A 14,461-nucleotide genomic window follows, 5' to 3' on the forward strand; every position below is an offset into this window, starting at 1 on the left:
ATGATGAAACTTTGCCTGCGACTCACCACGACGAAAATAATACTCAGTGGTGTTCTTGTTTTCAGTCTCTGCACAACCCAGGCCCAGATCATCAATGGTACCTACAGAACGGTTCGGGAAGAACATATCAAACTTCACTACCTGACCTTTAAAACTCCTGGAAACTGTTCGCTCAAGTTCGAAGGATTAAATCACGGTGAGGCCATGGCGGGTGTGCGATATCCGTCCGAAATCTTGCTGCACTATAAGATGGTAAACGACACGATCACGTTTTCGGTCGTTAGCATGCGAAACTCCCCCGGCCCACCAACCCACAAGGTTATAAACGACACTATAACCTTCACACCGGCAAAGCCGCCCGACTTAATTGTGGTGAAACGTTTGCTTGCCGCGAAATTTGTGATTCGCGAGAAGAATTTATACGACTGCGTATCGGGTCTTACATATGTGGATAAAAATAGCATCTCGGACAAGTACATGCTCTATGTATTGAATGGAAAACATTACAAGCAGCGGATAGACAAGGTCGACGGCTATGGTCTTGTGTTGAAGAGCCATAAAGTGAACCGCGAATTTCAAAAAGACCTGAGCAAACAGGATCTGTCCAAGCTCACCGTCCGAACCCTCACCGGCAAAAAAGCCTTCGATAAATATGGCGTGTTGGGAATGAACGGTGTCTATGAAGTGGAGAAGAAAAAGTAGGTACGCTTCATTTTCGCAAGCGACACTCACCACTTCGGCCGTATGCCCGGTGCAAATGGAAACTCCAGCCCTTCATAATATGGCAGTGTGTGATCTGGCTTCTCCAACCCCGCAGGAATAGGCTGTCGAGAGAACGTTTGGAAATAGACCACACAAGCATTACGCCACCACACCGCCTCCTGGTGCTGAATGGCCAACAGGCTCTTCACGTGTTGAAATTGTTCGTCATCCACTTTGTGTTCCGTCAGGTTCCATTGTTGCTGCATCCAGCGTGCAGAGTCGGCGCCGTGATAGTAGGCAAAACAGATCTCATCCCACAACGATTTTCCTGACTTCAATTTGTGATCCCACGGCAGGTGGTGAAACCATAGCAGATATTTTTCGGGACAGTTCGCTAACGGCCCATACAAATCCTGAACCGGCTGTGCATATTGCGAGAGCGCATCGCTTCCGGTTTTTGTCCGGTCAAACCCAACGCCAAGGCTGTCGGCCTGATGATAATAAACCGACGTCCAGTCGGCACGAGGCTTGTCTCTGATCCACGGTCCGGGGCCATAGTGATGATTGTATCCCATAATGTGATGCAGGCCCAGCGGCGTCATATACTGCACAGCAATTTCGCGCGACGACAGCATCATTGCCTTCACCGGTGTTATCACCGAAGGATCATTCGAAAACGTCATGCGAATCCATTCGTCGGCGATCGCTTCAGCAGTCAGGGCATGGTTCCACGCCAGGCGTCCATACGCATACCAGTTGGCCTGCCCAAACGGATGCCCGCACCAGTTCCGGTCGTTGCCAATGTTGGCCACACCGGCCATGGCCGACACGGTGTGATGATCCAGCGACCCGTCAACAACCTTCGACACCTGCGAGCCCTTGCCTTTCGCATACGTGTCGGCGTCGAGGGTTTCCTTGAAGAGGGGCGCGAGGTAGACGAGGTGCGTGGCAAAACCGAGATACTCCTGCGTTAACTGAAACTCCAGCATCAGCGGCGTCTTGGGCATCGCGCCAAACAGCGGATGAAACGGTTCGCGTGGCTGAAAGTCGATGGCGCCGTTTTTCACTTGCACCAGTGCGTTGCTGTTGAACTTGCCGTCGAGTGGTTTGAATTCGGTATAGGCTTGCTTCGCGCGGTCGTCGGGGGTTTCGTTGCTGTACACAAACGCGCGCCACATCACAATGCCCCCGTGGGGCGCGAGCATTTCGGCAAAGAGGTTTGCGCCGTCGGCGTGTGAGCGGTTATAGTTTTGGGGGCCGGGTTGTCCTTCTGAATTTGCCTTCACACAAAAGCCGCCAAAGTCGGGCACATAGGTATAGATCTCGTCGATCTTCTTTTTCCACCATGCCTTCACTGCCGGGTCTAACGGGTCGGCTGTAGACAATCCCCCAATTTCCACCGGCGCACTGAACCGTGCCGTGAGATAAACCTTCAAGCCATAGGGACGGAAAACGTCGGCCAATGCTTTCACTTTGCGGAGGTAAGGTTCCGTGAGAATTTGGGCATTGGCATTCACATTGGTGAGCACCGTGCCGTTGATGCCGATGGACGCATTGGCGCGCGCATAGGCGTGATAGCGGGGATCGATATAGTCGGGAAGCTTGTGCCAATCCCACAGCGAAAAACCGGCATAGCCACGCTCCACCGTGCGGTCAAGATTATCCCAGTGATTAAGAATGCGTCGTTGAATGACCGGCGCCTGCGCAACAGACAGGTTTTGGATGGACTGTTGTGTTTGCAGCAGGCGGATGAAATGAAACGTTCCATACAACATACCCACATCGGTGTTGGCGGCAATAACAATGCACGGTTTGCCTTTCACCGTGGTGTTCACAATCACAAAACCTTCGTCGCCCAGGGTGGCCAGGGAGGCGAGATTTAACGACGCGATGAGCGGCGATTGTCGTGGCGTGCCGAGCAGGAGAGATCCTTGTGCAGGTGTCTTTGCACGCACAAGCGATGTCTTTAACAGGCCTGCAGTGGCGCGCGTTATTTCATGGGTCGCCAGGGTTAGGGTGGGCGACTCATATTCCGTAACCAGCGTTTGAAGCGCAGCCTTGTAGCGTTTCACCACCGTAGCATCTGCAAGAGGGCGATAGGAAAGCCAAAGCTCGTAACCATCGTCAGCAAAGCCTGAAACACAAACGCTGAGCGAAAGACAAAGAACAAAACAAACGCGGGTGAGTGATGACATAGAGCGGCGAGGTTATTTTTTTCGAAGCGACGATTCCCTGACAATAAGGTCGTGACGAAGCACCAAAGTGTTGATGCTGCTGCCCTCATTCCGGTCGAGCTTGCGGATGAGCGTGGCGGCAGCGAGCTCGCCCATTTCCTGTCCGGGATAGTTCAGGGTGGTGAGGTTAGGCTCAATTACTTTCGACAGCGGATCGTTGTTGAAGCCAGCCACAGCAATTTGTTCGGGAATGCGGATGCCCGCTTGCTTCAACACGCGCATGCAGTTGACGGCGGTGGTGTCGTTGGTACAAAAAACTCCGTCGGGCGGGTGGGGGAGTGCCAGCAGGTGACTGGCGGCTTCGGCGCCGGCCTGTTCGCTGAGGTTGCAATAATACACCAAGGCCTCATCGAAGGGCAGGCCTGCGTTGGCAAGCGCCTGCTTGTAGCCACGCAGACGGTCGCTATACACATTGCGCATGATGTTGCCCGTCACGTGAGCAATACGTTTGCACCCCTGGTCAATAAGGTGTTGCGTCACTTCATAGCCGGCCTTGAAATTGTCGATCACAATGCTGGTGCACTGCGGATGCTCAAACACGCGGTCAAAGAAAATGAGCGGAATGCCTTTGGCCAGAAACAGGTCGAAGTGCGAAATATCTTCTGTGTCATAGGCCAGCGACACCAGCAGGCCATCCACACGGCTGTCGTAAAGCGTCTTCACATTCGTGAATTCTTTTTCCTTCGACTCGATCGACTGGCTGATGATGAGGTTGTAGCCGGCCGCATTCGCCACCTTCTCCATCCCCGAAATGACCGACGCCATAAAGTAACTATTGAGCCTCGGCACAATGACGCCGATGGTGTTGCTTTTGCTTTTGCGCAGGTTGCTGGCAAAGTGGTTTTGCTGATAGCCCATCTCCCGGGCTTTGTCGACGATGCGCTTGCGCGTATCCTTCCGGATGGCCGGATGATCTTTCAGCCCCCGGCTCACGGTGGCCGGCGAAAGCTGAAGTGCTTCTGCGATATCGTATATGGTGATCTGCTTACTCATGTGTGCGAAACAAAAATCCTTTTTTGTGAAAGTTATGGAATGCCCAATCCGAATCAATCTCCCCGTTGCTCAACCCCCCAACATTGTTTTTCATCATGAATCAAAGGATATGGCTGGTTGTGCCCTCCTGCCCAGCCGGCAGAGGCACTATAAAATCCTCGACCTCCCCTTTGTCCTCGTTCCCAGCATCTATTCGTAAGTCGCTATTAAAGGAGTGAATAATGATATCGGTTGCATTACAATTATGATCATTTTAATCGATTTACGATAGTATTTGAAGATATTTTTGCAATCGGTTGCAATATTATAGGCAATCGCGGACATTAGTCTTCTCATTGTTTCTTTTCGCCGGAGATTTTGCCGCTACCGCTTTCTGTGAGGCCGGGATGAGAAGCTGTTTGCTATAGTTATGCAATCGTTTGCAATCATTCTAAACCCTATACTTATGAAACAGAAAAGTCTACTATTTTCAATTGGCCTGGCGTGGTTGCGACGGATGTGTCGCTGGGGCGTGCCGCTCCATTTCCTCCTGCTGGCGCACACCGCGCAGGCTCAGAACAACGTGTCGGGTAAAGTGATCGACAACGAAGGCGTTGGCATGCCCGGCGTGAACGTGCTGCTCAAGAATTCAACCACGGGCACCACAACGGATGCAGATGGCCGCTATGTGCTGAGCATTCCCGAGTCCGCTCAAAATCCGGTGCTGGTGTTTTCGTTCATCGGCTTTGACAGTCAGGAACAAACCGTTGCCGGTCGCTCGGCCATCGACGTATCGCTCGCTCCCAACATTCAGGCCCTCAACGAAGTGGTTGTGGTGGGCTATGGCACAGCCAAGAAAAGCGATGTGACCGGAGCCTTGGTGCGCGTAGATGAACAAACCCTGCGCGAAGTGCCCACGTCAAATGTAGGGTTGGCCTTGCAGGGCCGCGCAGCAGGCGTCACGTTAGATCGCACATCGTCGCGCCCCGGGGCCGGCATGCAGATCCGCGTGCGTGGCACTCGCTCCCTGGGTGCAGCCGATGCCGGCAACAATGATCCCCTCATCGTGGTAGACGGCATTCCCTTTAGCGGCACCATCAACGACATCAACCCCGACGAGATCGCCGCCATCGATGTGTTGAAAGATGCATCGGCCACCGCCATTTACGGCTCACGCGGATCTAACGGTGTCATCCTCATTTCCACCAAACGTGGAAAAGTGGGCAAGCCCCAACTGACCTACGACGGCTACTATGGCGTGAGTTCCGCCATTGAAAAATACGGACTGTTTAACGGACCAGAATATGCTGCATTCCGCACCGCCTCGGGCTACAACGGCGCTACGGCCGCCGATCCCCTGAAAGGATTCACCACCGACGAACAAGCTTCGTTCAACGCCGGCACGCAAACCGACTGGCAGGATGAAGTATACAAGAAAGGATTCATCACCAACCACAACGTCGGCCTTTCGGGTGGCGTGGAGAACACACAATATTCCATCGGTGCCGGCTACTTCAAAGAAACCACCGTGCTTCCGGGGCAGGCCTTCTCGCGCTATTCGCTGCGCGCCACACTCGATCAGAAAGTGGGCGAGCGCATCAAGATCGGGTTGAACACGCTCAACTCTGTGAACATCACCGACGGCGAAAATGCCAACCCCATGTTCCAGGTCATCACCCTGAGCCCGCTCTACAGAGCACACAACGCCGACGGCTCCATCAACGAACTTCCCGCCACCGGATCGATAGACAACACTACACGCAACCCACTGCTCATCTACAACAACGACCTCTGGAAACAGCAACGCAAAAGACTGCGCACCTTCAACAGTCTCTACGGCGAAGTGAAACTCACCGAAGGGCTACGCTACCGGCTCAACGTAGGGCTTGACTATTTCACCGACACCTTCGGCGACTATCGCGGCTCCAACACACCGTTTCAAAACGGCGCCATCAGCACGGCCCAGATCCGCGACGAAACCAACTGGAGCTACACGCTCGAAAACCTGTTGATCTACGACAAGACCTTTGCCGAAAAACACAAACTGAATTTCACGGGCCTCTTCAGTGTGCAGGAACTGGAAAACAGCTCAAGTACCTTTAACATGAGCGACATCCTGGCCGACCCCGTGCAATACACCAACCCGTCGCTGGCCAACACCTTCAACAGCGCCACGGGCACGTACTCACGTTGGGGCCTGCTCTCCTACATGGGTCGTGTGAACTACAACTACAACGACCGCTATCTCCTCACCGTCACCGCCCGCGCCGATGGATCGTCGCGGTTGGCCGAAGGCAACAAATGGTTCTACTATCCCGCAGCTGCGCTGGCCTGGAATGTTCACAACGAAACGTTCATGGAAAACGTGACGGCACTGTCGAACCTGAAACTGCGACTGGGCATCGGCAAAACATCCAACCAGGCCATCGCGCCCTATTCGTCGCTGGGGCAACTCACGCGCGTGCCCTACAATTTTGGCACTACCGGTCTTTATGGTCTGTTGGTGCAGAACGTGCCCAACCCGGGCCTGAGCTGGGAGTTCACCACCACGGCAAACATTGGGCTTGACTTTGGCCTGCTGCGAAACCGCATCACCGGTTCCATCGAATTCTATCAGCAGAAAACTTCCGACATCCTGCAGAACCGCACACTGCCTGTCACCGCCGGCATACCCGGTGCCTATGCGCAGAACATCGGCAAGACCGAAAACAAAGGAATAGAAGTGACCCTGAGTTCGGTGAACATCGAAAGCAAAAACAGCGGAGGGTTTGGTTGGACAACTGAACTCAACTACTTCCGCAACCGCGAAGAAATTACCTACCTGGCCGACGGCGCCACACAAGACATCAACAACGGTTGGTTTGTGGGACAACCCGTAGACGTGATCTACGACTATAAAAAAATCGGCATCTGGCAAACCGAAGAAGCCACCGCCGCTGCCGCGTTCGACGGCTCGAAAGCAGGCTACATCAAAATAGCCGACATCAACCCGAACGGTGTGGCCGACCCGGCCGACCGCACCATCATAGGTTCACTGCAACCCAAATGGCAGGGTGGCATGACAAACCGTTTCACCTATAAAGGCTTCGACCTTTCCATTGTCATGTTTGCCCGTGTAGGAGGGATGCTCGTCAGCACACTCTATCAATCCAACCCCAGCTTCCCCATCAGCACACTCGAAGGAAGACGCAACGGCCCCAAGGTTGACTACTGGACACCCGACAACCCTACCAATGACTATCCCAAACCTGCAAGCCTGGGCAACGACAACAAGTATGGCTCAACGCTCGGCTATTTCGATGCTACGTTTCTGAAAGTGAGAAGCATCAACCTCGGCTACAAACTTCCCGACAGCTGGTTGGGACGCACCGGCCTGAGCTCGGTAAGAATCTATGTAGCGGCCAACAATCCGTTCAAAGCATTCTTCTCGCCTTATGTAGACGCAGGAGGACTCGATCCCGAAGCCACGGGCAGAGGTTCGGCCGCGCAAACCGGATGGGGACAGCGCCTCACGGTGCAACCTAACACGCCGCTCACGCGCTCCTTCATTGTCGGACTCAGCATTAAGTACTAAGCCTTTAACATCAACTGTATGAAAACACAATTCAAACTATACACCACACTCTTCGTTGCCCTGTTCGTGCTGGCATCGTCGTGCAATCAGGTGCTGGAAGAACATCCGAAAGACCGGTTGACCCCCGACTATTTTCAAACTGCGCAAGGCGTTACCTCCGGCTTGACGGCCGCCTATTCGTATTTCAGATTTTATTACGGCACACAAGGCGGCATGAACCTTTCGGTGTTTGGAACCGACGAGTTCACACACGGGTCGGAGCTGAACAACCCGCCGCTGAATATCTACACCGGCATCAACTCCAGCAACGGCGATGTGTCCGGACCATGGAACCGCGCCTATCCCGCCATCAACACCTGCAACGGCGTGATTGAGTATGCACAGAAATCAACAGCGCTCACCGACGCGCAGAAAACCCTCTTGCTGGCAGAAGCCAAGTTTTTAAGAGCGCAATGGTATTTCATATTGCTACAGACATTTGGCCCCGTCACCCTCGACCTCGGATCAGGGCCGCTAAAGTTTAATGCCACACCTTCTAACATTGCCAGTCGCTCATCGGTGGCCGAAGTTTATACCGCCATCATCGACGATGCCACAGAAGCTTCGAAGAACCTGCCCGACAGACCGGCTGCCCAGGGACGTGTGTGGAAAGCCAGCGCACTGCACCTGCTCGCAAAAGCTTATCTCACGCGTGGATGGTCGGCCCAGGCTCAGGCAAACGATTTTCAAAATGCCTACCAGGTCGCGAAACAACTCATCGACAACAAAACAACCTATGGCGTGGATCTCTTGCCCGACTATGCCGACGTGCACCGGCAGGGAAATGAATACAGCAAGGAAGTGCTCTTTCAGGTAGACTGGATCGACAATACACAATACAATAACAACGTGGCCAACGGCGCGCAAGGCGACGACGGCGTGCGCCAGAACGTGAGCCTTTTCCTTTTCCGCTGTCGCTACATCGACTTGCCCGGCATGGTGCGCGATGTCACCAACGGCCGCCCCTTTGTGCGCTACAAACCAACGCCATGGCTGCTGGACAACGCCTTTGCAGACAAGGTGAACGATTCGCGCTACAACAAATCGTTTCAAACCGTATGGATCGCCAACACCGCCGGCACCATTCCCACCTGGACACAAGCCGACGTGGACGCCGGAAATGTTTCGGCCGGAAAAATCGGGCAACCGAAGTTTGCACTCGGCGACACCGCGGCCTTCATGGTTCCCAAAAACCTGGAAGGCAAGTTCACGCCGCTGAAAGATAAAAAAGGATACCGCGTGTTTCTGCCCACGGAAGTGAACGGCCAGAATAAATTCTATCCCACGCTGAAAAAGTTTGACGCCACCCAAGGCCGTCCCAACAACGACCCCAACATCACGTCGGTGCGGCCCTTCATCGTCTATCGTTTCGCAGAGACTTACCTCATAGCCGCCGAAGCAGCCTACAAACTGGGCCAGATCAACGATGCAGCCAACCTCATCAACGTGGTGCGTACACGCGCTGCCGCGAATGTCGGCGCCATTGCCGCCATAACGGCCAACACAGAAGCTGACCTGACGGCCACCGGCATCGACTACATCCTCGACGAACGCGCACGCGAATTGTGTGGCGAACAAATGCGATGGTTCGACCTCGCACGCACAGGCAAGCTGCTCGACCGCGTGAAAGCCTTCAACGCCCAGGCAGCCCCGGGCATCAAAGACTTCCACGTGCTTCGCCCCATTCCCCAGCCCCAGATTGACGGTTCAGTCGACCCCACGGCCGGCGATAAGAAGTATCCTCAGAACGGGGGGTATTGATTGGCGCTGAGGATTAATACTGAATAATTAAAAATGTTGAACAACAAAAAAGGAGAGCCGTCTGCTCTCCTTTTTTAGTTTGATGCCGAAACGTTACGGGTAGTTTGTTTCGGTTTGTCTTTGGAATCGCGAGTTATTTGCCGAAGCAGAATGACACGCAAAGCCAAAAAGTCTTTAACTCGTTCCACTTAGAATTGTGAACGCAGCGATATTATTTTCACACGGGTCAACATCCAGAGCAGTCCGGCCACGGCAAACAAACCCAACACTACAATCACCGTGGAGGTCACCTGCGCCGAGCCGGTTTCGGTTGGTGCGAACAGCGTGAGGACAGAAAGGCCCAGACCGCCACCCAGAAAATAGGCCGTGGTGCCGAGGCTTGACGCAACACCATGATGCTCGTCGCGCACGTGCTGAACAGTGAGCACCATGAGGCTGGGAATGCAAATCGCCATGCCCACACCCGAGATGCACAGTATGGCCATGAGCAAGAACATAAAATTATAGTCACCCTGGAAAAAGAACAACAGCGCCGCCGCCCCGGCCACCATGCTCACCAATCCCAGCATGCCAATGGCGTGCATGTTGAACCGGTGAAGCAACAACGGCAACGCATATTTGGAAACCACCATCGACACCAGACCAAAAGGAAAAAGCAGAAGCCCCGCGTGGGCCGCGCTATAGTGCAGACTGTTTTGAAGAATGATGGAGATCACAAACAAATAGCCGTTGAAGAAAGCCCCCAGCAGCACAAACACACCCACGGCCAATCTGGTGGACGAATTGAGCATCGCCGAAAAATTGATGAGCGGATTTTTGGATGAAGTGCTTCGCAGAATGAAAATGCCAAGCGTGATGCCAAACGACACCAGCATGATGAGCGACAGCGCCACATGCTGACGAAGGTCGCCCGCCAGGTGAATGAATGCCGACAACAGCACGATGCTGCCCGTGAGACAGGCCGCCGACAAAATATCGGGCCGGGCATCGTTTTCTTTCACATCATCGTTGTCCATGAACCTGTAGCCCAGCCATAGCGTGGAGGCGATCACGGGGACGTTGATGAAGAACACCCAGGGCCAACCCAGAAACGTGGCCACCAGTCCACCTACCGACATACCCAGTCCTGATCCCACCGCGGCAAACGCACTGAAGATGCCCATCGCTTTGCCCCGTGCTGCCGGCTCCTGAAACGTGAATGAAATGATAGACAGCGCGGCCGGCATGATCAACGCAGCACCCACACCCTGCACCATGCGAAAGAAAAGTAAAACCTCGTATGAAGTTGAAAGCCCGGCACACAATGAGGTGAGCATGAAAATGAAACCGCCGCACAAAAACATACGCTTGCGTCCATAGGTATCGGCCAGTTTGCCACCCAGAATAAGAAAGCCACCATACGGAATGAGGTAGAGCGTTTGAAGCCACTGAATACTGTTTGCACTCAGGACCAGGTCGCGCTGAATGATGGGCGCCGCCAGGTTCACAATGGCAATGTCGAGCGCCTCAAAGAAGACGGCCGTCGACGCCACCATTAGAATAAGGTTTTTGTGCTGTTGCATGGGTTTGTTTTAGTGCTTTGTTCCTGCAATTCTACGCGATTATGAAACGAATGAATAGAATAGATAAAAAATTGGAACAAACGTCCATAAATGTGTTCTTTGTAAGAACAAACACACTGTTTCGCTATGCCAAAGCCGTCCCCGAAAGAACAACCGACCAGTGCTGCAGTGCTGGACAAAAAAGACTATGAAATTCTGCGCCTGTTGCAGGGCAACGCTAAACTGACGGTGCGTGAGATTGCTGCCCAGGTCCACCTCAGTCCAACGCCGGTGCACGAACGCATCAAACGGATGGAGACCGATGGCGTGATCCGCCAGTATGTGGCCCTGCTCGACCCGCGCCACGTCAACAAAGGCATCAAGGTGATTTGTTATGTCTCCCTGTCTGAACACAGCCGCAAAGCCGGTAAAGTATTCATCGAGGCCATTCTGAAATTCAAGGAGATTGTGGAATGCTACAACGTGTCGGGCGACTTCGACTTCATGCTCAAGATCGTAGCCGAAAGCATGGCCGACTATCATAGCTTCTATGTGAATGTGCTGAGCGAAGTGAAAGGCATCGGGCAGACCAAAAGCATCTTCATTATGGATACCATCAAAGAAACGCACGAGATCATCTAATATCCCCGCGGCAGGCGTATCACAAACTCCGTTCCTTCGCCCACACCGGTGCGCACCGTGAGCGTGCCGCCGTGTTTTTGAATGATCTTCATGGTGATGGGCAAGCCAAGTCCTGTGCCCTGGCCCACCGCCTTGGTCGTGAAGAAGGGATCGAATATTTTAGGCAGATGGTGCGGAGCAATGCCGGTGCCCGTGTCGCGCACAATAATTTCGGTTGTGCTCTCGTCACCATATTCCGTCACCGAAATGTCGACCCGCCCGGCGTCAGGAATGGCTTGTACGGCATTGGTGAGCAGGTTCACCATGGCCTGGTTGATTTCGCCCGAGTTGCCGAGAATGATGGGCGACCCTTCCACGTGCACGGCGATTTTGACGTCGCGTGTTTTCACCGAAGTTTGAATCAGCACCAGCGCGAGCTCAATGTTCTCCACCAGGTTCACATTGCCAATGGTTTCCGTGTTGTCGTGCGAAATTTTGAGAAGACTCTCTACAATGGCGCGCATGCGCAGGCTGCCGGTGCGAATGGTGTTCGACAGCAATTCCACTTCGGCAAGGGTTTCGTGCGAGTCGTCGCCGTTGCGCACAGCCTCCAGGTTGGACTTGATGCCTTCGGCGCCGTTCACGACAAAATTGAGCGGGTTGTTTATTTCGTGTGCAATGCCCGCAATGAGTTGGCCAAGCCCCGCCATTTTTTCGGCGTGAATCAATTGCGACTCGGTTTCTTTCAACTCCTGAAACGCATCGTCTGTCTTTTGTTTTTGCAAAACAATCTCGTCGTGCTGTTGCTTCAACACCACGTTGGCGGCTTGCTTCTGGCGGTAGTTATAAAATGCAATTCCGGTCGACAACGCCAGCAACGCAATTCCCCCAACACCAAAGAGAATGATATTCTTCTGCCTTTCAATGGTGTCTGTCTGTTGATGTTTGTCCAGTTGCAGCATGGCGTTCTCATGTTCTTTCTCCAGCGTCCTGAATCGTGCCAGTGCTTCGCTTTGCGCATAGGCCATCTCGGAGTGTGTCACAGAATCTTTTAGCAACAGATACCGTTGCAGCGAATTCAAGGCATCTTCTGTTCGGCCCACGGCCTGGTAGCACGGATAGAGCAGGGGTTCGATCGAGTAGGCATCCCAGAAGTCGCCCAGTTTCAATCCCGTCTCGAAAAATGAAATGGCCTTGTCGTAGTGGCCACGTTGCTTTTCCAGGCTCCCGGCCACCCGGTAGTAGTCGAACACCAGGTAGTTGCTTCGCTCCACAACAGCGATAGCATTTTCGGGATGAAAGCCCTTGAGGATAGCGGCATTTCTGAGTTGCAAAGCCTGGTGAACCTGGTCCATATAAACGCGGGCGCTATCGATCTGGTCGGCTTGCAAAAACAGATCGCTCCGTTGCACCAGTAGTGTCTCACGGTAGAGCGGCATCAATTTTTCGCGCAGGGCCACGGAATTGTAGAAGAAGGCAGAATCAAGCTGTCCCAATTTTTTATAGGCCGTGGCAATGCCCCGTAGAAAGGTGGAACGGTTCACCTCAAAACCATTGGCGGGTATGTCTAGCAAACGAAGCCCTTGTTTCAGTGATTGAATGGATCGCGGATAATCTTCAACCTCACTGTAGAGATGGGCAAAATGGCGGAGCAAATAGGCTTCTACCTGCGGGGAAGGTTCTTTCATTTGGTGATGCAGGGCATATGTGGAATCGAGCAACTGGAAATTTTCCCTGAAGTGGCCCATGGAACGAAACACGTTTGCCAGGTTCAACTGAGAACTGATAACTTTCGTGGTGTCTTTCAGTTGCCGTGCCCACCGAATGGTCTCGCGCGCAGCGGCAATGCTCTCCGGGTATTTGCCCAAGGCATGATAAATGATGATGCTCGTGCTGCGATAACTTCGCATGTGGGCCATGTTGCCATCGGCTTTTGCGTATTGAAAGGCTTTCTCGTTAAGCAGATCCGCGCGTTCCAGGTCACCCATTTCCAAGAGAATCTGTGAATAGGTGCCATACAAGGTTTCACTGTAGCTACTGGTGGGATATTTTCCGGCAAGCTGTACCGCCTCTTCCATCGGCGCGTTGAATTTATCGTACTGCTTGTTGCTGTAAAGATACACCCCTTTGGTCGTGAGCAGAATCAACAGATTGTTATGATCGTTCGCTTTTCGAGCCAGTGCAATGGCCTCGTCCATGATCATCGATGCTTTCACGTGGTTGTTTTTTCTTTCTTCAATCATGCCCCACACGCGCAACGCTTGCAGCTGTTGGGGAACAGCATCACGTTTTCTTGCTTTCTGCAAGGCCGACTGAATTTTCTTTTCGGCCAGGTCAAGTTTTTCCGAAAGCATATACAGCCGCGCCAATAGGATGGATGCCCGAAGGTTTTCTTTTTCGTAACCATTGCTTTCCGCCATCGAATCGGCTTTCGCACAATACGTCAAAGCCAGCTCCACATGCGAAAGATTGTTATGACGAAACGCCATTTCCAGATAGGTCTGCGTGAGTTCCAGGTTGTGTTGCCACGGAATCAGCGCCGAAAGACTGTCTACAATCCGGTCTTGCGATTTGGCGCCGGGTGCTATCGAGAAGAAGGCGATCAAAACGCAGATCCGCTGTAGAGGGGTGGGGGAAAGGGTTAGCAGTTGCCTGCCGAACCGACAACATGTTGCCCACAAAGCGAAAATTCCGGTTGTTTGATGGGTCTTCATGGCGAGGAGTTTTAGTGTGCAAAGGATGAATTCCTCCGCCATTGTCAATCGCCATACCAAGAACCAAGGCATTTTCGTTTTTCCGGAAACGAGGCGTTTTAGAGATGTAAGGTCTTCCGGGATAATGGTGCCGCCATCGGTTTTCCGCCTGGAGTTCCGGCGGCATCAAATCCTTCGGCAAGCAGAATACCATGATCACGCTCGGAATCTCCATCGAGTTACTCCGGCGTGTAGATGTAAGTTTATCGATTTACTTTTGGAAAATGAGCATCGAAGAAGCGAGCCACAGCTGTCGCTAACGCC

The 14,461-nt window shown here is 53.1% G+C and carries 8 protein-coding genes; 4 read left to right on the forward strand and 4 right to left on the reverse strand.

Going from position 1 to position 14,461, the window contains the following annotated elements:
* Complete coding sequence (locus JI741_RS25080) at window positions 1–702, forward strand: hypothetical protein (protein WP_202014208.1); 702 nt, start codon at window positions 1–3, stop codon at window positions 700–702.
* Between the two features lie 26 nt (window positions 703–728).
* Here JI741_RS25080 and JI741_RS25085 read toward each other — a convergent pair whose 3' ends face one another.
* The gene (locus tag JI741_RS25085) at window positions 729–2,897 is read right to left on the reverse strand and encodes an alpha-glucuronidase family glycosyl hydrolase (RefSeq protein ID WP_202014210.1); all 2,169 of its coding nucleotides are present in this window, start codon (window positions 2,895–2,897) and stop codon (window positions 729–731) included.
* Between the two features lie 12 nt (window positions 2,898–2,909).
* Window positions 2,910–3,929 (reverse strand): LacI family DNA-binding transcriptional regulator, encoded by a 1,020-nt coding sequence (locus JI741_RS25090; RefSeq protein WP_202014212.1) that lies wholly within the window; start codon window positions 3,927–3,929, stop codon window positions 2,910–2,912.
* Between the two features lie 445 nt (window positions 3,930–4,374).
* Here JI741_RS25090 and JI741_RS25095 point away from each other — a divergent pair, with 445 nt between their 5' ends.
* Both JI741_RS25095 and JI741_RS25100 read left to right on the forward strand, forming a co-directional pair.
* A complete protein-coding gene (locus JI741_RS25095) occupies window positions 4,375–7,482 on the forward strand; it encodes a SusC/RagA family TonB-linked outer membrane protein (protein WP_202014214.1) in 3,108 nt (1,035 codons plus the stop codon).
* Between the two features lie 18 nt (window positions 7,483–7,500).
* Entirely contained in the window at window positions 7,501–9,282 is a 1,782-nt protein-coding gene (locus JI741_RS25100) for a RagB/SusD family nutrient uptake outer membrane protein (protein WP_202014215.1), read from the forward strand.
* Window positions 9,283–9,470: 188 nt separating this feature from the next.
* On the opposite strand, the gene JI741_RS25105 is transcribed toward JI741_RS25100, so the two are convergent.
* Window positions 9,471–10,844, reverse strand: a complete 1,374-nt coding sequence (locus JI741_RS25105; RefSeq protein WP_202014216.1) for an MFS transporter — start codon at window positions 10,842–10,844, stop codon at window positions 9,471–9,473.
* Between the two features lie 126 nt (window positions 10,845–10,970).
* On the opposite strand from JI741_RS25105, the gene JI741_RS25110 reads away from it, so the two are divergent.
* Window positions 10,971–11,465, forward strand: coding sequence for an Lrp/AsnC family transcriptional regulator (locus JI741_RS25110; RefSeq protein ID WP_202014217.1), 495 nt, complete (start codon window positions 10,971–10,973; stop codon window positions 11,463–11,465).
* Here JI741_RS25110 and JI741_RS25115 read toward each other — a convergent pair.
* On the reverse strand, window positions 11,462–14,050 hold the full coding sequence (locus JI741_RS25115; protein WP_202014218.1) for an ATP-binding protein: 2,589 nt from the start codon (window positions 14,048–14,050) through the stop codon (window positions 11,462–11,464). The two genes, JI741_RS25110 and JI741_RS25115, sit on opposite strands and share 4 nt — an antisense overlap.
* Window positions 14,051–14,461: the final 411 nt, after the last annotated feature.

The sequence above is a fragment of the Chryseolinea lacunae genome (assembly GCF_016735595.1).
In the GTDB taxonomy this organism is placed as follows: Bacteria; Bacteroidota; Bacteroidia; order Cytophagales; family Cyclobacteriaceae; genus Chryseolinea; species Chryseolinea lacunae.